The organism is Mariniflexile sp. HMF6888, from assembly GCF_044335535.1.
GTDB lineage: Bacteria > Bacteroidota > Bacteroidia > Flavobacteriales > Flavobacteriaceae > Mariniflexile.
The window spans coordinates 138,125-157,515 of sequence record NZ_JBIQVZ010000001.1; the positions used below are offsets into that span (position 1 = coordinate 138,125).

General features: G+C 33.7%; 20 protein-coding genes and 1 tRNA gene. 11 read left to right on the forward strand and 10 right to left on the reverse strand.

The window, feature by feature from the left end; genetic code table 11:
• Window positions 1–9 precede the first annotated feature (9 nt).
• From ACGLWY_RS00685 to ACGLWY_RS00695, 3 genes are all read right to left on the reverse strand, one after another.
• On the reverse strand, window positions 10–1,086 hold the full coding sequence (locus ACGLWY_RS00685) for an ABC transporter permease (protein ID WP_396618612.1): 1,077 nt from the start codon (window positions 1,084–1,086) through the stop codon (window positions 10–12).
• Between the two features lie 125 nt (window positions 1,087–1,211).
• Window positions 1,212–2,306, reverse strand: coding sequence for a BT_3928 family protein (locus ACGLWY_RS00690; protein WP_396617768.1), 1,095 nt, complete (start codon window positions 2,304–2,306; stop codon window positions 1,212–1,214).
• Window positions 2,307–2,536: 230 nt separating this feature from the next.
• On the reverse strand, window positions 2,537–3,073 hold the full coding sequence (locus ACGLWY_RS00695; RefSeq protein ID WP_396617769.1) for a DUF1599 domain-containing protein: 537 nt from the start codon (window positions 3,071–3,073) through the stop codon (window positions 2,537–2,539).
• Between the two features lie 161 nt (window positions 3,074–3,234).
• Here ACGLWY_RS00695 and folP point away from each other — a divergent pair, with 161 nt between their 5' ends.
• The 3 genes from folP (at window position 3,235) to ACGLWY_RS00710 (ending at window position 5,869) form a co-directional block, all read left to right on the forward strand.
• Entirely contained in the window at window positions 3,235–4,059 is an 825-nt protein-coding gene (gene folP / locus ACGLWY_RS00700; RefSeq protein WP_396617770.1) for a dihydropteroate synthase, read from the forward strand.
• A gap of 82 nt (window positions 4,060–4,141) precedes the next feature.
• Window positions 4,142–4,831, forward strand: a complete 690-nt coding sequence (locus ACGLWY_RS00705; RefSeq protein WP_396617771.1) for a hypothetical protein — start codon at window positions 4,142–4,144, stop codon at window positions 4,829–4,831.
• A gap of 252 nt (window positions 4,832–5,083) precedes the next feature.
• Complete coding sequence (locus ACGLWY_RS00710) at window positions 5,084–5,869, forward strand: diadenylate cyclase (RefSeq protein ID WP_396617772.1); 786 nt, start codon at window positions 5,084–5,086, stop codon at window positions 5,867–5,869.
• On the opposite strand, the gene ACGLWY_RS00715 is transcribed toward ACGLWY_RS00710, so the two are convergent.
• Window positions 5,866–7,635, reverse strand: coding sequence for an ABC transporter ATP-binding protein (locus ACGLWY_RS00715; RefSeq protein ID WP_396617773.1), 1,770 nt, complete (start codon window positions 7,633–7,635; stop codon window positions 5,866–5,868). The two genes, ACGLWY_RS00710 and ACGLWY_RS00715, sit on opposite strands and share 4 nt — an antisense overlap.
• The gene (gene truA, locus ACGLWY_RS00720; protein ID WP_396617774.1) at window positions 7,635–8,378 is read right to left on the reverse strand and encodes a tRNA pseudouridine(38-40) synthase TruA; all 744 of its coding nucleotides are present in this window, start codon (window positions 8,376–8,378) and stop codon (window positions 7,635–7,637) included. The genes ACGLWY_RS00715 and truA overlap by 1 nt, the downstream gene beginning before the upstream one ends.
• Before the next feature lie 74 nt (window positions 8,379–8,452).
• On the opposite strand from truA, the gene ACGLWY_RS00725 reads away from it, so the two are divergent.
• Window positions 8,453–8,944, forward strand: a complete 492-nt coding sequence (locus ACGLWY_RS00725; protein ID WP_396617775.1) for a metallophosphoesterase family protein — start codon at window positions 8,453–8,455, stop codon at window positions 8,942–8,944.
• Between the two features lie 466 nt (window positions 8,945–9,410).
• Complete coding sequence (locus ACGLWY_RS00730; protein WP_396617776.1) at window positions 9,411–9,839, forward strand: peptidylprolyl isomerase; 429 nt, start codon at window positions 9,411–9,413, stop codon at window positions 9,837–9,839.
• A 177-nt stretch (window positions 9,840–10,016) separates the two neighbouring features.
• Here ACGLWY_RS00730 and ACGLWY_RS00735 read toward each other — a convergent pair whose 3' ends face one another.
• Entirely contained in the window at window positions 10,017–10,427 is a 411-nt protein-coding gene (locus ACGLWY_RS00735) for a DUF4293 domain-containing protein (protein ID WP_396617777.1), read from the reverse strand.
• Between the two features lie 197 nt (window positions 10,428–10,624).
• On the opposite strand from ACGLWY_RS00735, the gene rho reads away from it, so the two are divergent.
• Window positions 10,625–12,298, forward strand: a complete 1,674-nt coding sequence (gene rho, locus ACGLWY_RS00740) for a transcription termination factor Rho (RefSeq protein WP_396617778.1) — start codon at window positions 10,625–10,627, stop codon at window positions 12,296–12,298.
• Between the two features lie 404 nt (window positions 12,299–12,702).
• On the opposite strand, the gene ACGLWY_RS00745 is transcribed toward rho, so the two are convergent.
• The 4 genes from ACGLWY_RS00745 to proS all read right to left on the reverse strand — a co-directional run bounded on the left by ACGLWY_RS00745 (window position 12,703) and on the right by proS (window position 15,264).
• Window positions 12,703–13,056 carry a hypothetical protein gene (locus tag ACGLWY_RS00745; protein ID WP_396617779.1) on the reverse strand — a complete coding sequence of 118 codons (354 nt, stop codon included), beginning with the start codon at window positions 13,054–13,056 and terminating at the stop codon, window positions 12,703–12,705.
• 205 nt (window positions 13,057–13,261) lie between these two features.
• Window positions 13,262–13,513, reverse strand: coding sequence for a 30S ribosomal protein S20 (gene rpsT / locus ACGLWY_RS00750; protein ID WP_117172286.1), 252 nt, complete (start codon window positions 13,511–13,513; stop codon window positions 13,262–13,264).
• 28 nt (window positions 13,514–13,541) lie between these two features.
• A tRNA-Glu gene (locus ACGLWY_RS00755) sits at window positions 13,542–13,613 on the reverse strand.
• A 172-nt stretch (window positions 13,614–13,785) separates the two neighbouring features.
• Window positions 13,786–15,264, reverse strand: coding sequence for a proline--tRNA ligase (gene proS, locus ACGLWY_RS00760; protein ID WP_396617780.1), 1,479 nt, complete (start codon window positions 15,262–15,264; stop codon window positions 13,786–13,788).
• A gap of 99 nt (window positions 15,265–15,363) precedes the next feature.
• Between proS and ACGLWY_RS00765 the strand changes: the two genes are divergently transcribed.
• The 5 genes from ACGLWY_RS00765 (at window position 15,364) to ACGLWY_RS00785 (ending at window position 19,313) form a co-directional block, all read left to right on the forward strand.
• Complete coding sequence (locus ACGLWY_RS00765) at window positions 15,364–16,482, forward strand: hypothetical protein (RefSeq protein ID WP_396617781.1); 1,119 nt, start codon at window positions 15,364–15,366, stop codon at window positions 16,480–16,482.
• Between the two features lie 33 nt (window positions 16,483–16,515).
• A complete protein-coding gene (locus ACGLWY_RS00770; protein ID WP_396617782.1) occupies window positions 16,516–18,036 on the forward strand; it encodes an OmpP1/FadL family transporter in 1,521 nt (506 codons plus the stop codon).
• Window positions 18,037–18,291: 255 nt separating this feature from the next.
• The gene (gene folE, locus ACGLWY_RS00775) at window positions 18,292–18,969 is read left to right on the forward strand and encodes a GTP cyclohydrolase I FolE (RefSeq protein WP_396617783.1); all 678 of its coding nucleotides are present in this window, start codon (window positions 18,292–18,294) and stop codon (window positions 18,967–18,969) included.
• Window positions 18,970–19,049: 80 nt separating this feature from the next.
• Window positions 19,050–19,163: a four helix bundle protein gene (locus tag ACGLWY_RS00780; protein ID WP_396618613.1), complete on the forward strand. Its 114-nt coding sequence runs from the start codon at window positions 19,050–19,052 to the stop codon at window positions 19,161–19,163.
• 24 nt (window positions 19,164–19,187) lie between these two features.
• A complete protein-coding gene (locus tag ACGLWY_RS00785; protein ID WP_396617784.1) occupies window positions 19,188–19,313 on the forward strand; it encodes a hypothetical protein in 126 nt (41 codons plus the stop codon).
• The last annotated feature ends 78 nt before the right edge of the window (window positions 19,314–19,391 follow it).

Genomic DNA, 19,391 nt, shown 5'->3' on the forward strand with positions numbered 1-19,391 from the left:
ACTTAGGAACTATTCTAATTTCACCTTAGGGTCTAACCAAACGTAAATGACGTCGACAAAAATATTAATAATTATGAAGAATAACGCTATTATTAACACCGAACCCATAATTACAGGTAAATCCAAAGTATTTAAAGCATTTACTATTTCTTTCCCAAGTCCGTTCCAACCAAAAATATACTCCACAAAAACAGCACCTGCCAACATGGAAGCAAACCATCCTGAAATAGCCGTAACTACTGGATTCAAGGCGTTTTTTACAGCATGTCTTTTTATAATCTGAAACTCGCTCAAGCCTTTTGCTCTTGCGGTTCTGATATAATCTTGATTAAAGACTTCCAGCAACGAGTTACGCATAAGCTGTATAACGACTGCCAACGGCCGAATACCCAATACAATAGCAGGAAGTATGAGGTTTTTTAACTTCATATGATTGGCTTCTCCAAAATCGTCTAATTCGTAAAGACTACCTGTCATTTCTAAATTTGTGTACTTATGCAATACAAAACCAAAAAACCATGCGAATAAAATGGCACTAAAAAACGATGGCACACTCATACCAAACGTACTGAATACCTGTATGGTTTTATCTACCCAACGGTCTTTGTAAAGTGCTGAAACAATGCCTAAAAAGATACCAACCAGCATAGCTATTATTATAGCAGAAACTGCCAATACAAACGTATTTGGGAGTGTTTCACCCAAAACCTCACTTACTTTTTTACCTTGTTTGGTAAACGATTCGCGTAAATATGGGAACTTCAAAACGGTTGTTGTATTACCAATTGAAAACAGTTTTGCTGCTGAGTATTTCCCTGTTTTTAAAAAGGTATAATCTTGAACGTCTTTTGAATGAAAGGATATGAGCGACAAGTCATTCAAATAATAAAAATATTGGATGCTTATCGGCTTATCGAACCCATATTTTTGTTTTACAATGGCCAATTGTTCGCTGCCCTCGTTCTGTCCCAACATCATTTGTGCGGGGTCTCCCGGAAGCACGTTAAACAAAAAGAAAATAACAGTAACTACCCCAAATAAAGTGAGTAATGCGTATGTAATTTTATTTAGTAGATAGGTAATCAGGTTTTTGGTTTTTGATTGTTGGTGTTTGGTTGTTGGTGTTTGGGTTTTGGGTTTTGGGTTTTGGTTTTTCAGTTGAAAGCTTGTAGTCGAAACACTTTTTAACTTTTTAACTCATAACTTTTAACTCATAACTTTAAATCGTCTATATCATTCCAATGTACTTTCTGTTTGATAGTGCCTTTGTCTAACTCTAGAATGCCCGGATTTGAACGCACCACTGTTTTAAGAGCTTTTTCGTCGCATAAATAAAAGTCGAAATTTAAATGGTACTGCTTTTTTATTTGTTGTTTTGCTTCTTTACCTGATGCAGTTAAGCCAATAACTTGATATCCTTTTTTAATAGCTTCATCAGTCATCACTTTTAATTTTTCTGCACCTGCCTTTTCCATTTTTTCTAAGTTGTATGAAACAATAATGATAAGATTCTCTTCTGAAAGAAACTGTTGAGTTAAATCTTCATCGTCACTTTCTATTGAAAAATCTACCACGGGTGGTTTGTAACCTTCATCTATAACTTTGGTATCAACCCCAATATAATCGCCTTCAACATCTGGATACGAACCATCGGTGGTGATAATTTTTTCTTCACCATTAATTTTAAACTTCCAATAATATTCTACAACTGGTTTTTGCGCATCGTCTGGAATTGACATCCCTTTTAAAATATTGTTTCCAATTTTGTAGGCTCTAAAATCTACCACAGGCAAATGCATGAGCACATGATAACCCAACCAAAAACTAAAAATAAAGCTTAAAAGCGCGAAAACCGTGGTTGTTAATTTACTGAAAACAGGTTTTATATGTTTAATACCAATAAATAAAATGAGTATTAAAATCAATAAAATCACATCTTTGGTAAAACTTTCCCATGGTGTTAACTTTAAAGCATCACCAAAGCAGCCACAATCTTTAACTTTATCAAAATAAGCCGAATAAAAGGTTAAAAATGTAAAAAATACAATCATTGCCAACAAACTCCAAACAGTAAACTTAGGTTTGTATCCAATAATTAAAAACACCCCTAAAACCACTTCAAAAACAACAACTAATACCGAGATCATTAAGGCATAAGATTCCAAAAACGGAAGATTTAAAACATCGACACTAAAGTATTCTTGTAACTTATATGAAAACCCTAGTGGGTCGTTTAGCTTTATTAAACCAGAAATAATAAATAAAACACCTACTAAAATTCTTGAGATACTTACTAATACTTTCATCTGTTTATATATTTTAATTTGATCAGATGGAACCCCCTAAATAATCATCCTCGTATGTGTGAATGCTATTCTCATGGGTGTTTCATATATGGGTTTTTATTGTTTTTAAAAATCATATATTATCGCTTTCTTTCATAAGTGCTTGCTTACGAAAACTTATAGTTAATAACGATTTCATGATTTCTATATAAACCTTTCGACTGTGCTCAAGGCACATTCCTTTCAAACTATTACTTTTTTAAATGAATTAAAGCAAAAACAGCATAATTAATCATGTCTTGATAATTGGCTTCAATACCTTCACTTACCAACGTTTTCCCTTTATTATCTTCAATTTGCTTAACGCGTAATAGTTTTTGCAAAATTAAATCGGTCAAACTACTTACTCTCATATCACGCCACGCTTCACCATAATCGTGGTTTTTGTCTTCCATTAATTTTTTGGTAATGGCTACATGCTTTTCATACAATTCGGTGGCTTCTTTGGTTGATAAATCGGGTTGCTCTACCACGCCTTTTTCCAACTGAATCAAAGCCATAATGCAATAGTTTATAATACCTATAAATTCGCTTTCTTCGCCTTCATCAACTTTTCTAACGGCATTTTGCTGAAGCCCACGAATACGCTGCGCTTTAATAAATATTTGGTCGGTAAGCGATGGTAAACGCAAGATGCGCCATGCACTTCCATAATCGGACATTTTCTTTGTGAATAAACTTTTACAGATATCAATGACGGCATCGTATTGTTTTGAAGTATCTTGCATGTAATAAAATGAATTTTGCGTAAATTTCGCTTAAATAGTTTAAAGTTCAAAGTTTATACAATTTAAAGTTTCATGTTTAGCGTTTAATGTTTCATGTACGCACAAATTTTTAGATATTTAACTTAACTTTGAGCTTTAGAACTGGAATTTAGAACTGCAAAATGACCATAAACTGTAAAGGAAAGCTCATTGATTTATCATCACCAAAAGTGATGGGAATTTTAAACATTACCCCCGATTCATTTTATGATGGAGGCGCTCATAAAAATAAATCTTCCATTTTAAAGCATGTAGAATCAATGCTCAACCAAGGTGTCACTTTTATAGATATTGGTGCATATAGCTCGCGCCCAAATGCCGATTTTGTAAGTGAAGAAGTTGAACTACAACGCATATTGCCAATAGTTGAAGTCGTTTTAAAAAACTTTCCTGAGGCTTTAATATCCATTGATACGTTTAGAAGCCATGTTGCCAAACACTGTATTGAAGCTGGAGCTGCTTTAATTAATGATATTTCTGCTGGAAAACTAGACGAAAACATGTTGCCAACCGTAGCTAATTTACATGTTCCCTATATTATGATGCACATGAAAGGCACGCCACAAACCATGCAACAACACGCCAATTACACCAATTTAACCAAAGATATTTTATTTTATTTCTCTGAACGCATCGCAGCCGCCAAAGCCATAGGGATTGTAGATATTATTGTTGACCCCGGTTTTGGTTTTGCAAAAACGTTAGAACATAATTACCAGTTGCTAAATCAATTAGAGTTATTCAAAATGATTGAAAAACCAATTTTAGTTGGTGTTTCCAGAAAATCTATGATTTATAAAACCTTAGGAACTACCCCTAACGAAGCACTTAATGGTACTACCGTTTTAAATACTATTGCTTTACAAAAAGGGGCATCTATCTTAAGAGTTCACGATGTAAAAGAAGCTATGGAAACCATTAAATTAATTGGATCGTTTAATTGTTGAATCGTTTAATTATTTATTCTATCCATTTAACCATCTAACCATCCAACAATCTAACCGTCTAACCATCTAACCGTCTAAATCCATGAAAAACATATCACTACTTATTATTTTACTATCTGTCTTTTCATGCGGAAAAGATAAAATAGTACAGCTACCAGAAATAAACCATTCTGAAATCTCAGAAATTAATGATGTATCTGCTGCTTATTTATTTTATGATGAAACATTGCCAGATAGCCTAGAATTCAATAGAAAAAATTTGATAAGTACTACTAACTGGTTAGTAAACGTTGATAAACGCTTAACATTGAAACAAGTCATGCCGCATATTACATTTTTACAAGAGAAAAAACAAAATGCTGGCCACAAAAATGACAATGCCAAAAACTATTTTACCTGCAATGATACTAGCAAAAAGAACTTAGGGTTTATTGAATTTACAGATGTGGTTTATCATAACATGTCATTTCTTGATTATGTGTCAACAAATTCAAATTTAGACTTTTCAAACAAAATGAAAATTGAATTTAATGCTTCTGACGACATTTACATAGAGTTTCCGCTTTTCGATTTAAGTACTTTGGTCTCAAAAAAATCCAATTTAATAAAAGACATTGAATTTGTACTTGCAAACGAATTGGACACCGTCGAAATCATCTTAAGCTTCAACCAATATTTAACATTTCAAGATTACATTACTTTTAAATCCATAACATCAACATTAGATTCAAAAGATGTTACCATATCAAACCACGAATTCATCTCAAATTAAGAACTCGTCTTGATTTTTTTGATTGAAGCAGGACGGAGCGTGAAAAAATAACCCAGTGGGTTATTTTAGCGAACGGGCCAGCCAGCGCAATGGCAATTTTACTCAATCGAAGCCTTTTTAGAGTTGCATAGCAGTGCTACGGAGTAAAAAACAGGTAAAATATGAGGTAAAAAGATTATTTTGCAGCCAATTGAAAAAAGTAAAGACAAGTTCTAATCATATTTTACTAAATTTACCAAAACCCAATGTGCCTTGGAAATTTTTAATGACCTCCTAAAATTCTCTGTAGTTGATGTTATAGATGTTATTCTGGTAGCACTGCTACTTTATTATATTTATAAATTGGTTAAAGGCACTGTAGCCATTAATATTTTTATAGGCATCATCATTATTTATTTAGTGTGGCGACTTACCAATTTCTTAAACATGGAGCTGCTTTCGGGTATTTTTGGTGGGTTTATGAAAGTGGGAATTATTGCTTTAATTGTAGTATTTCAACCAGAAATCAGAAAGTTTTTATTGATGGTTGGATCCACAAATTTTAGTAAACGAGGGAAACTTTTCAAACAGTTTAGTTTCTTAAAAACCGAAACTAGTGACGAAACCAATGTAGATGCCATTGTATCAGCTTGTATTAAAATGGGGAATTCAAAGACAGGTGCTTTAATTGTTTTTGAGCGCAACAACAACTTAGACTTTTTAAGTGCCAGTGGTGATGAAATGAATATAAAAGTAACGCAACCTATTATTGAAAGTATCTTTTTTAAAAACAGCCCCTTACACGATGGCGCCATAATAGTGAGTAATAATATTGTAAAAGCAACTCGAGTTATTCTGCCTTTAAATAATGAAAAAGTCATTCCAAAACGTTTTGGTTTACGCCACAGAGCAGCCATTGGAGTTACTGAAAGAACCGATGCTTTGGCACTTGTAGTTAGTGAAGAAACAGGAACTATTTCATACTTCAAAGATGGAGAGTTTGTTGTTTTTGAAGATACAACAGAACTAAATTTAATGATTAAGAAAGATTTGGCTTAAACCACTTCTTCTTTTAAAAACTGCACTTCATATAAATTCTTATAATACCCATTCTCTTTTTTAAGAAGTTGGGCATGTGTACCCTCTTCTACAATTTCACCAGCATCCATTACAATGATTCTATCTGCTTTTTTTACAGTGGCTAATCTGTGCGCTATAACTATAGAGGTTCTGCCTTTAGTCATTTTATCGGTAGCATTTTGAATGAGTTGTTCGGAATAGGAATCGACCGAGGAAGTAGCTTCGTCCAACACCAAAATACTAGGATTTGTAACATAAGCTCTTAAAAACGAAATAAGTTGGCGCTGACCCGAAGACAACATCACACCGCGTTCTTTTACATTATAATGGTAACCTCCCGGTAAGCTGACAATAAAATCATGAACCCCTATTTCTTTGGCTGCCTGGGTTACTACTTCTTCTGTAATCTCAGGGTTATTTAAGGTAATATTATTTAAGATCGTATCGGCAAACAAAAACACATCTTGTAAAACTACCGCAATTTGAGTACGCAACGATGCTAAGGTAACTTGTTTTATATCTATACCATCAATGGATATAATACCATCCTTAATTTCATAAAAACGATTTAACAAATTAATGATGGTAGATTTTCCTGCACCCGTAGCTCCAACAATAGCGACGGTTTCACCCGATTTTACATCAAAAGAAATACCTTTTAAAACATCTTCATCATCAACATAATTAAAAAATACCTTGTGGAAAGTGATATTGCCTTTAAAATGTTCGGCGACATGTGTACCCGTATCGTCTATATGTGACGTGGTATCTAAAATCTTAAAGACCCGATTTGCAGCCACCATGCCCATTTGAAGCGTATTAAAATTATCAGCCATTTGACGCAGCGGTCTAAACAGCATAGGAATAAACATAACAAAAGCAATCAAATCGCCTTGGGACACTTCGGTACCTCTTAAAACAATGTTTAAACCACCGTACCATGCCACTAATCCTATACTTATGGACGACACCAAATCGGCTAAAGGAAAGAAAATGGAGTTGTACCAAACTGTTTTTAACCAACCCCTTTTGTGTCGTTCATTTATAGCAATAAAGTTTTTATAATCAATATCTTCACGTGTAAAAATCTGTAAAATCTTCATACCTGTTAAACGTTCTTGCACAAACGAATTCAGATTAGACACTTCATTTCTAACGTCTTCAAAGGCTACTTTCATATACTTTTGAAAAATTCGGGTGGCATACATGAGTAACGGTAACATAATAAAAACGATTAAACTCAATCGCCAGTTAATGTAAATCATCGCTCCAAAAACAACTATCATGGCGAGTAAATCCCTAAAAATGGTAAACAAGCCTTGTCCAAAAATATCGGCAATACGTTCCATATCGGTCACTGCTCGGGTAATTAAAACACCTACCGAAGAATTGTCGTAATACTTCATTTTAAAACTCAGCAAATGATTGAACAGTTTGACACGTACATCCATCACCAAATTCTGCCCCAACCACGCCGCATAATAAATAAACGCCAATTGAAATACGGTTTGCAGAATTAAAACAGCAAACATAATAAGTACATAAAACAAAAAGCTTTTAGGCTCTTTAACCTCAATACTATTATCTATAGCATATTTGGTGATGTAAGGTGTTGCCGTACTTAAAATTGCCAACAAAATAACCAAAGCCAATAAGCTAAAAAAGATAACTTGATAGGGCTTTATATATTGAAACAGGCGTTTGAATAATGTAAAATCAAAAATATTTTCCTTCACTTTAGTCATTATAATTTTATATCGTTGGGGTATTCTACTTCTATTAAATAAAGGGCATGCGCTGGTACCGAAAAACCAGCTTCACTCCTATTCTTAGATTTTATAATAGCATGTAAATCTTCCATTTCTATTTTACCTAACCCCATATTTATCATGGTTCCTACTATGGAACGTACCATGTTTCGTAAAAATCTATCGGCTTTTATAACAAAATGAAGTTCTTCATTTTCAAAAAACCATTCCGCTTTCATAATGTCACAATAATACGTTTTTACATCGGTATTTACTTTTGAAAAGCATTGAAAATCTTTATACTGGCATAAAATTTTTGAGGCCTCTTTCATTTTATCAACATCTAAATCCTGCTTTACGTAGTAAGCAGAATCAAAATTAAAAACATTCTTTTTTAAAGTAATTCTATACAAATAAGTTCTACTTAAAGCATCAAAACGTGCATGGGCATCAGATTTCACTTTAAAAATATCATGAATGGCAATATCTTTTGGTAAAAACGAATTGAGTTTAAAAACCAAATCAACTTCGTCAAAATGGACATCCGTATCAAAATGCGCGAACATTTGTTTGGCATGTACGCCTGTATCGGTTCTACCAGCTCCCATAATGGAAACGGCTTCTTTCAAAAGTAAAGTCAAGGCGTTTTCAATAACTTCTTGTACTGATATGGCTTTGGGCTGATTTTGCCAACCGTGATAAGCACTGCCATTATAAGAAAGTTCTATAAAATATCGCAATTTGTTTTTATACTTTTGTTGAAAGAGCAAAGATAAACAGATTTACGATTTTAGATTTACGATTAACATTTTATATGACAAAAATACTTTTACTTTCCGATACACACAGCTATATAGATGATGCCATTTTAAAATATGTAAAACAAGCTGATGAAGTTTGGCATGCGGGTGACATTGGCGATTTACAAGTTACCGATGCCATAAAAAAACTAAAACCTCTACGTGCTGTTTACGGAAATATTGACGATGCTAAAATTAGAGGTGAATTTCCTGAGAACAATCGGTTTATGTGTGAAGGTGTTGATATTTGGATGACACACATTGGCGGCTATCCAAAAGCTTATAATATTCGGGTTCGTGATGAAATTCGAGCAAATCCGCCTCAACTTTTTATTTGTGGACATTCACATATTTTAAAAGTGATGCCAGATAAAAAACTTGGTTTACTACACATGAATCCTGGTGCTGTGGGTAACTATGGCTTTCATAAAGTGCGTACCATGTTACGTTTTACCATTGATGGCAGTAAAATTGATAACCTGGAAGTGATTGAATTTCAGAAATAATCTACAATACTTATTTAAAGCACGGTTATTCAATAAAACTTTTATAATTATCTGCAAACACAGTGGTAATGGTTTTAAAAGAGAATACTAATTTGTGGCCTTGCTTTTTGTAATAATTTGTCATTTAGCAATTATTAAAACAAAAGTGCAAATAAATATTTGAATGTCAATTTATTCCATTTATTTTCAAAAATCAGGGGGCGTACAATTTTCTCTAATTTTCTATTTTTCTCTTGTCTATTATCTATTGTCTCTTTGTCTCTTTGTCTCTTTGTCTCTTTATCTTTTACCAAAGCCTTGAACCTTTCATCGAACACTATTGATTTAAAAGTACGTTTCTTTCTATTTTACCCCTCATTTTATGTTAATGTTTTCCCAAACCTTAGCTTTAATCAGCTAATATTATGGCAATCGCCTCATAAATTGTAGTTTTGTTATAATTTAAAAATAGAAAACATAATTATTTATGAGTCAAGTAAAAGAGAATGATACCGTAAAAGTTCATTACACAGGAAAATTAAGCAATGGTCAAGTTTTTGACAGTTCACTAGAAAGAGAACCGTTAGAAATAACTTTAGGACAAGGTATGCTGATTCCTGGTTTTGAAAAAGGTATGATAGACATGAAGGTTAATGAGAAAAAAACAATTCATATTCCTGTTGCAGAAGCATACGGCGATATACAAAAAGAATTGTTTCATGAAGTAAAAAAAGACCAATTACCACAGGACATGACTCCGGAAGTTGGTATGGGACTAGCTTCACAAAACCCTGATGGTTCTGAAATACAGTTTCGTGTAGCAGAAGTTCATGAAGAACACATAATTATAGATGCTAATCATCCATTAGCAGGACAAGATTTAATATTCGATTTAGAACTTGTTGAAATAAAATAGCCCTTTACTTCGGTAAAAGTCAAAAAAGTCTGGAAAAACTCCAGACTTTTTTTTGTCTTATTTTTTAAAAGCACACCCGATTTCCCTTTCCTTTTAGCAAGGTTAGGGTTGGGCATAAAAAAACCCAAAGCTTTCACCTTGGGTTTTAACGCACTAATACTACTAAGATATTAGGTTTTATCGCAATCGATCTACAGATTTTACGAGATCCTCATCCTTTTTGATGGCCTTATTGGCTAAAGCCAAAAACACGATAGAAACAATAGGGAGAAGCATCCCAATACCTTTCTCAGAAACCGCCGTTTCTCCAGATACATTTAGAGATTGATACACAAAAAATCCTAGTAAAATAAAGTTTAATATGATGTTAAGTCGTCCCAACATAAATTGAGACTTCCTGTTTTTATACTTAAATATGGTTATCAAAGATAGTAATGCCGACCCAAGAAACAAGCCTAAATACAACAAACTATCTTTTGCATATACTATAACGCCTTCATTTGTAACCCATAAATGCAATACAAATATTAACCCACCAGATACAATAGCTGCGATTAAAAGGTATACGGTCTGAATGCGTTGTAACATATAAATTTATAATACTTCATGGCAAAAATAATAGTTTCTTTTGTAAAATAAATGTAAAAAATTAAAATAAAGTTGTATAATTGCAGTATTAATTCTCAACAACCACACGTAGAGGTTGTTAATTCTTCAGAATAAAATTCATTTTTTTTCAGAATAACTCTAATTTATATTCTAAACACATATTATATTAAACATCAATGTTTGAAATTTCACAATTAAACGAAAAGAAACTCTCTGACTTACAAGAGATTGCGCAGAAATTGAACGTCCCAAAATACCGTTCTTTAAAAAAAGCGGATTTAGTTTACCAAATACTAGACCACCAAGCTGCAAACCCAAAAGCTGTTGAAGCCGTTGTAGAACCAATTCCACAACCTACCGCTAATACTACAGAAAAAACAGAAAAAAAGGAACCTAAAAAACCTAGGCAACGTGTTATAAAGCCTATAAAAAATACACCTATAAAACAAGAGCAAAAACCTGTAGTTGAAAAAGCCGTTGCTCCTATAGAAAAAACAGAAAAAGCTCCTCAAGAAACCAAAGAAGATAACAAGCCTGTTAACCCACCAAAACCTAGAGTTCAAAACGAACGTCCAAACGACAATCAGCAAAAACCGGTAAACCAAAAAAGAGAGCACAACCCAAACCAACCTCAAAAAAATCAAAATCAACATAAAAACCAAAAAAATGGCAATGTTAATGTGGATGCTGGAAATAAAGATACCAGAAACCGTTACCGCGAGCCAGATTTTGAATTTGATGCCATTATTGAAAGTGAAGGTGTTTTAGATGTTATGCAAGATGGATATGGTTTTTTACGCTCATCGGACTATAACTATTTATCATCGCCTGATGATATTTATGTGTCACAATCGCAAATTCGTTTATTCGGATTAAAGAAAGGCGATACGGTTTTAGGAAACGTACGTCCTCCAAAAGAAGGTGAAAAATACTTTCCTTTAATTAAAGTAATAAGAATTAATGGACAGAAACCAGAAGTTGTTAGAGACCGTGTGTCTTTCGAGCATTTAACACCGTTATTTCCTAAAGAAAAATTCAATTTAGCTGAAAAACAAAGCACCATTTCTACGCGAATTATGGATTTGTTTTCTCCGATTGGAAAAGGACAACGTGGTATGATTGTATCGCAACCAAAAACAGGTAAAACCATGTTACTTAAAGATGTTGCCAATGCTATTGCTGCTAATCATCCCGAGGTATATTTAATGATTTTACTAATTGATGAACGTCCGGAAGAAGTTACCGATATGCAACGTAATGTACGTGGCGAAGTCATATCTTCAACCTTTGATAAAGAAGCACACGAGCACGTTAAAATTGCCGATATTGTCCTTGAAAAAGCAAAACGTTTGGTAGAATGCGGGCACGACGTAGTAATTCTTTTAGATTCTATTACACGTTTAGCAAGAGCTTATAACACTGTGCAACCGGCCTCTGGTAAAATATTAAGTGGTGGTGTAGATGCCAATGCATTACACAAGCCAAAACGTTTCTTTGGTGCAGCCAGGAATATCGAAAACGGCGGCTCTTTAACCATTATCGCTACAGCACTTACAGATACAGGCTCTAAAATGGACGAAGTCATTTTTGAAGAATTTAAAGGAACTGGTAACATGGAATTACAGTTAGATAGAAAAATATCGAACCGTCGTATTTTCCCTGCTATCGATTTAACATCTTCGAGCACACGTCGTGACGATTTACTATTAGATGAAAACACCATACAACGTATGTGGGTAATGCGTAAGTACCTTGCCGACATGAACCCTGTTGAAGCAATGGAATTCATCAACGAACGTTTTAAACAAACCAGAAATAACGAAGAATTTTTAATATCCATGAATGGATAATTTTAAACGAATACTTTCAACTTAAACAAAGTATTCAATACAATAGTATTCCTTCAATCACAAGGAACTAACTAACTAACTAAACATTAAACTAAACCTAAAAAGCCTTAGCAAATTTCTGTTAAGGCTTTTTTATTTATAAACAGAGTTGTTTTCCGATTAACGATTGACGATTGACGATTGACGATTGACAGATTGATTCAGAATTCAGAATTCAGAATTCAGAATTTAAAACTTAACAAACCAACAGCAAAACCTAACCAACTACCCTTTTACGTTTCACAATCCAAAGACCCAAGACCCAGAACCTAAAAACCAACCAACAACAATTCACATCCACTTCAAAGCATAAAAAATCCCAAGCAAACGCTCAGGATTAATTATTAATTGCTAATTGCTAATTGTTAATTATATTGATTCAAAAGATCTCTATATTCTTTTAAGTCAGATATATTTATTCTGTTATTAAGGTTTTTTATAAGTGCTATTAAGTACTTCAAGCTTTCAACAGGTTCGTTCTCTGTTTCAACTTCAACATCATCATCTTCATCAACAAGCATAGGAATCAAAAACGAGTCGTTCTCTTCAATATGCTCATAAGTTAGCCTAAGAACCTTTACTACTAGCGGAATTTGCTCTTCCAAGGCATAAGTTCTTAATTCTTTAATATCGCTAATTAATGTATCTGTATTGATACCTGTTTTATCAAGATCATTCAGAATTTTATCTATTAACTTAAGTGCTGCTTTATTTTCCAAAAGGGTAATATTTAGGTGAATAATTAATTATTTGTATTTGCAAATTTAAATTTTTAGAAATCAAATACCGCTATTTATTCTATGATTTTACATTTATAATTTTAACCACTTTTATAATTCTAAATACACTGCTTTAGGTTCAAAAAGTTCATAAAAAAAGCCTCTCGATATTGAGAAGCTTTTAAATATTATAAAGAAAACATTCTTAAAGCGTAGCAATGTGCTTAGCTAAACCAGATTTTAGGTTAGCTGCTTTATTGGAATGAATAACATTTTTCTTAGCCAATCTATCTAACATAGAAACTACAGAAGGAAATAACGCTTCAGCTTCTTTCTTATCAGTTAACTCACGTAATTTTTTAATAGCATTACGAGTTGTTTTATGCTGATATTTGTTAACCAAACGCTTAGCTTCGTTACTTCTAATTCTTTTTAATGCTGACTTATGATTTGCCATTTTATACTTTATTTTTTTTTAAAAATTGTAGCCCGTAGGGGAATCGAACCCCTCTTACCAGGATGAAAACCTGGCGTCCTAGCCGATAGACGAACGGGCCATTTGTTTTGAGTGCGCAAAGATAAATTTAATTTTTAAAATTACAACTTTAAAAATTTAAAAATTTACATCACTTTTTTCAAATAACTCACAACGTTTCCATTGCGGATGCAAAAATACAACTATTTTTAAATGTCACAATAGCTGTGCAAACTTTTTTGAAAAAAATTTATTTAATATGCTTTTGCAAACAAAACCCTGCCTTTTGAAGGTTTTCCAGAATATACACAAACACCTTCTTCTTCCTTCATTTCCAAAGGAATACATCTAATTGTTGCTTTAGTAAGCTCTTTTATCTTCTCTTCTGTGTCATTTGTACCATCCCAATGTGCCGAAATAAATCCTGTCTTATTTTCTAAAACATCTTTAAATTCTTCAAAACTATTAACTTCTGTGATGTGGGAATCCCTAAAATTCAATGCTTTTTTAAATAGAGCCTCTTGAATTTCTTTTAATAAACTTTCAACGGTACTGGTTAAATCGTTTAAAGCAACTACCGATTTCGTTAAAGTATCGCGTCTAGCCAACTCTACCGTACCGTTTTCTAAATCTTTTGGCCCAATAGCAATGCGCAATGGCACCCCTTGTAATTCGTGTTGGGCAAACTTAGCTCCAGGACGTTGTGTATCTCTATCATCAAACTTAACTGTAATCCCTTTGGCTCTTAAATCGCTTAAAATGCCTTTAGCAACCTCTGAAACAGCTGCAAATTCTTCTTCACTCTTATATATAGGAACAATAACCACTTGGTTTGGTGCCAAACTTGGAGGCAATACCAATCCGTTATCATCGCTATGCGTCATAATTAAAGCACCCATTAATCGTGTTGAAACACCCCAAGAAGTTGCCCATACATAATCTTGTTTCCCTTCTTTATTAGCAAACTTAACATCAAAAGCTTTGGCAAAATTCTGTCCCAAAAAGTGTGAGGTTCCTGCTTGAAGCGCTTTCCCATCCTGCATCAACGCTTCAATACAAAATGTTTCATCGGCACCTGCAAAACGTTCACTTTCGGTTTTCACTCCTTGCACCACAGGAATTGCCATAAAATTTTCAGCAAAAGTTGCGTATACATTGTTCATCAATCTAGCTTCCGCCATGGCTTCTGCTTTAGTTTGGTGTGCCGTATGCCCTTCTTGCCATAAAAATTCGGCGGTACGCAAAAATAAACGGGTACGCATTTCCCAGCGCACCACATTCGCCCATTGATTAATTAATATTGGTAAATCTCTGTAAGATTGAATCCAGTTTCTATAGGTATTCCAAATAATGGCTTCACTAGTTGGACGCACGATCAACTCTTCTTCCAGTTTTGCTTCAGGATCTACACGTAATTTTCCCGGTTTATCTGGATCGGCTTGCAATCTATAATGTGTAACAATAGCACATTCCTTAGCAAATCCTTCAGCATTTTTTTCTTCAGCTTCGAATAAACTTTTTGGGACAAATAAGGGGAAATACGCGTTTTGATGTCCTGTTTCTTTAAACATTCTATCTAATTCCGCCTGCATTTTTTCCCAAATAGCGTACCCATACGGCTTTATAACCATACAACCACGAACCGCCGAATTCTCCGCTAGGTCTGCTTTAACAACCAGTTCATTATACCACTTGGAATAATCTTCTGCTCTACTAGTAAGTTTTTTACTCATATATATGTTTTGGCACAAATATTGTGCTTATGTTAAATAAAAAAATAGTTCAGCAAAACTAACTATTTTTGTTATGTTCAACAATAAAAATCAAGAGATATGCAATTAAATACCTACTTTATAAAAAAAATGCCATACTTGGCTATTCTTAGCTTAGTATTTGGCTTATACTCATGTGGTTCGTATCAATATGTTGGCGTAGATAATGATGGTATTTATGGTAGCACACCTAGAACCGTTCAGTATGAAGAAACCGTTGTTGAAGTGCCTCAAAATTCAAATAGTAATTATTATCAAAATTACTTTAAGAATAAATCTTTGGAAACAGAGTACATGACGTCTAATAACGAGATTTTTACCGATATAGATGCCTATGAAGGCAACAACTATATTCAAAATGATTCTTTAAACAACAACTACCAAGGTTATGGGGGTTGGGGACAAGACCAATCAAATGTCACTATAAATATTCATTCTGATTATGGTTTTGGTTTCAATAATTATTGGTGGAACAGTCCTTATTACAACCGTTGGGGTTATGGTTATGGTTGGAACAACTGGGGTTATTACGATCCATATTGGCATGCTCCTTATTATGGAGGCTTTTATAGTAGTTGGGCATTTTTCAACCCTTGGGGCTATTATAGCTATTATGGGAATCCTTATAGATACTATGGCTATAATAACTACGGATATTACGGCAATAATAGATATTATAGCAGACGTAACGTTGCCTACAGTGCCAGCAGAAGAGGCAGCAATTACAGTACCAACTCTAGAAGTTTAAGTAACAATAATTATAGCACTTCAAGACGAAGCAGCACTAACAGTTCTGGAAATACTTCAAAGTATAATACTTCCAGAAGAAGCGGTGTAAATGCAAGTTCGCCAACTTCAACCTATAATTCGAGACAAAACAATTCTAACGGCACACGTGTTTATACAAATACCCAAAGAAGAACAACCTATAGTACACCTTCAGCGAATTCTACTACCAGATCGTCTTCTTCTACAGTAAGACGAAGCTCGGGAAGCACTTATACGCCTTCAAATAGTAATAATTCAAGAACATACTCTGGATCATCTTCAAGCAATTCTACATATACGCCTAGTAGAAGTTCTAGTTCTTCTTCAGGCAGTAGTACAAGATCTTCTAGTGGTAGTTCTGGAAGCAGCAGAAGTTCAGGTTCTTCAAGTGGCGGCGGAAGACGTAGATAAATCTTAAAAAAACAAAAAAATAACTATTTACATATGAAAAAGTTAAACCTACTATTTATAGGCATACTATCTGTGTCTGCATTAAACGCCCAAGACATATCGGATGCGTTACGCTACTCGCAAGATGAAATTCAAGGGACCGCTCGTTTTAGAGCCTTAAGCGGTGCGTTTGGTGCCCTTGGTGGCGACATGAGTGCTGTTAGCATCAACCCTGCAAGTTCAGCTGTATTTGCACAAAGCCATGCTTCTTTTACTTTATCAAATGTTGACACTAACAATGACACACAATACTTTAATGGTTTTACTACCAGCAGCGAATCAAATTTTGATATAAGCCAAGGTGGTGCAGCCTTTGTTTTTGAAAGCCGAAGTAATTCGCCTTGGCGGAAATTCACAATAGGTGTCGCTTACGATAGAGCCAATAATTATGACGATAATTGGAATGCTAGGGGAACAAACCCTAACAATCAATCTATCGATCTATACTTTTTAAATTATGCAGACGGAAAACGATTGGATCAAATTTCTGCTCTATCAGGTGAATCTTTGGCTGATGCATATACAGACATTGGCAATGTTTACGGTTTTGCCCATCAACAAGCCTTTTTAGGTTTTGAGTCTTATATTTTAGAACCTGATGCTGATGATGATGCTAATACTACTTATTTTTCAAATTTAGCTAACGGTACTTTTAATCATAATTATTCGTATGCGTCAACAGGCTATAACGGGAAAATTTCATTTAATATGGCCGCTCAATATGAAGACAATTTATATTTAGGATTGAACCTAAACTCACACTTTATTGACTTTCACCGCTCAACATTATTATTCGAAAATAACTCAAACGCAGGTTCTATTGTAAATAGCATTGAATTTGAAAACAACTTATCTACCTCTGGTAATGGCTTCTCTTTTCAATTAGGTGGGATTTTTAAATTAAGTCCAGAGTTTAGATTAGGTGTTGCCTTCGATTCACCAACTTGGTACACTATTGAAGAGCAAACCTCCCAATACTTAGCTACGGTTAGAGACGATGGTGGTTCTAATATTACTCAAGTTGTTAATCCGCAAACAGTAAACGTATACCCACAATACAAACTCCAAACGCCTTCAAAATTAACAGGAAGTTTAGCCTATGTATTTGGCACACAAGGGTTATTAAGTTTTGATTATTCTAGAAAAGATTACAGTAAAACAAAGTTTAAACCAGAATCTGATAGCTTTTTTACAGACCAAAACACCCTAATTGCCAACACACTTACAGATGCCTCTACCTACCGACTTGGTGGCGAATATAAAGTAAAACAATTTAGTTTTAGAGGTGGATACCGTTTTGAAGAGAGCCCATACAAAGATGGTGTTACCGTTGGCGATTTAACTGGTTATTCGCTAGGTATTGGTTACAATTTCGGAAACACCAAACTTGATGTAACTTTCGACCAATCAAATCGCAGTAACGAAACACCATTATACAATGTTGGTTTAACAGATGCAGCGGTTATAGACAAAACAAACTCTAACGTAACATTATCATTAAGCTTCAATATATAAAAGTTATTTTTTTAAATAATAAAAGCTTGAATTTTAAAAATTCAAGCTTTTTGCTTTTTAAATCACATAGATAACACTTAGAAGATTAAAAATCGTAAATCAAAAGTCGTAAATCGTAAATCAAAAACGTATCTTTGCAGACCAAAATTGTGATTTAGTTGATAGATGAAACATCCATAACGATAAATAGATATCTACTAACTTAGGATAATATGGATGTAACATGTGACAAATAAAAACAATAGATAACAACACATGAAAATTGAAAATAACATAGAAGAATTCGAATCTTTAGGAGACGACCATATAGGAACATCGTCTGACACACCATTACGTAGTGATGCTTTTAAACTTTCCAATGAAGAAAAAATAGACATTATTAAGGATGATGTGCGCCACATTATGGAAACCTTAGGATTAGATCTAACAGACGATAGTTTAAATGGCACACCAAACCGCGTTGCTAAAATGTTTGTTAAAGAAATTTTTGGAGGCTTAGACCCAAAGAAAAAACCAAGCGCTTCTACCTTCGATAATAAATATAAATATGGAGAAATGCTCGTTGAAAAAAACATTACGGTTTATTCAACTTGTGAGCATCATTTATTACCAATTGTTGGAAAAGCTCATATTGCTTATATTTCAAGTGGTTCGGTAGTTGGTTTATCTAAAATGAACCGTATTGTAGATTATTATGCAAAACGTCCACAAGTGCAAGAACGTTTAACCATCCAAATTGTAAAAGAACTTCAAGAAGTTTTAAAAACCCAAGATGTAGCTTGTGTGATTGACGCAAAACATTTATGCGTAAATTCTAGAGGTATCAGAGATGTTGATAGTAGCACCGTAACCTCTGAATTTGGAGGAAAATTTAAAGAAGAAACTACGCGTAGAGAATTTTTAGATTACATCAAGTTAGAAACTAAGTTTTAAATTTAGGTGAGTTGTTTAGTTGTATGTTGTTAAGTCGTAACTAAAAATCAACTTAACGACTAAACGACAAACAACAAATAATTAAACAATATAAGATGCATGACTATTCATTTGAAAAATTCGGATTAATTTCTCAAATGCGCCAATGTTCTGTTTCAATTCCACCAAACATTGTCGAAGGCACAGCTAAATGAAGCAATACAGATAAAGTACATGTTATGGCTTTATCTCATAGTGCTTCCTTAGAGCCTTTAAACCAAGCTATTATTTCAAAAGAATTTGAATTTATTTCTGAAAAAACTTATAAAATTATTAGATTTGAAGTTAAATCTATAACCAACTAAATAAACGCTTTACGAAATCATTTTCTCAAATCATAGTATATTAAGACTTAACAACAAACAACTCACGACTTACCACCC

Bases quoted from the DNA above. Each gene is read 5' to 3' on its own strand.
- ACGLWY_RS00735 (WP_396617777.1), bottom strand. From the start codon at position 10,427: ATGTTACAACGCATTCAGACCGTATACCTTTTAATCGCAGCTATTGTA.
- proS (WP_396617780.1), bottom strand. From the start codon at position 15,264: ATGAGTAAAAAACTTACTAGTAGAGCAGAAGATTATTCCAAGTGGTAT.
- ACGLWY_RS00725 (WP_396617775.1), top strand. From the start codon at position 8,453: ATGACAAAAATACTTTTACTTTCCGATACACACAGCTATATAGATGAT.
- rho (WP_396617778.1), top strand. From the start codon at position 10,625: ATGTTTGAAATTTCACAATTAAACGAAAAGAAACTCTCTGACTTACAA.
- ACGLWY_RS00695 (WP_396617769.1), bottom strand. From the start codon at position 3,073: ATGCAAGATACTTCAAAACAATACGATGCCGTCATTGATATCTGTAAA.
- ACGLWY_RS00715 (WP_396617773.1), bottom strand. From the start codon at position 7,635: ATGACTAAAGTGAAGGAAAATATTTTTGATTTTACATTATTCAAACGC.
- ACGLWY_RS00770 (WP_396617782.1), top strand. From the start codon at position 16,516: ATGAAAAAGTTAAACCTACTATTTATAGGCATACTATCTGTGTCTGCA.
- ACGLWY_RS00785 (WP_396617784.1), top strand. From the start codon at position 19,188: ATGGCTTTATCTCATAGTGCTTCCTTAGAGCCTTTAAACCAAGCTATT.
- ACGLWY_RS00705 (WP_396617771.1), top strand. From the start codon at position 4,142: ATGAAAAACATATCACTACTTATTATTTTACTATCTGTCTTTTCATGC.
- rpsT (WP_117172286.1), bottom strand. From the start codon at position 13,513: ATGGCAAATCATAAGTCAGCATTAAAAAGAATTAGAAGTAACGAAGCT.
- folE (WP_396617783.1), top strand. From the start codon at position 18,292: ATGAAAATTGAAAATAACATAGAAGAATTCGAATCTTTAGGAGACGAC.
- ACGLWY_RS00765 (WP_396617781.1), top strand. From the start codon at position 15,364: ATGCAATTAAATACCTACTTTATAAAAAAAATGCCATACTTGGCTATT.
- ACGLWY_RS00730 (WP_396617776.1), top strand. From the start codon at position 9,411: ATGAGTCAAGTAAAAGAGAATGATACCGTAAAAGTTCATTACACAGGA.
- folP (WP_396617770.1), top strand. From the start codon at position 3,235: ATGACCATAAACTGTAAAGGAAAGCTCATTGATTTATCATCACCAAAA.
- ACGLWY_RS00690 (WP_396617768.1), bottom strand. From the start codon at position 2,306: ATGAAAGTATTAGTAAGTATCTCAAGAATTTTAGTAGGTGTTTTATTT.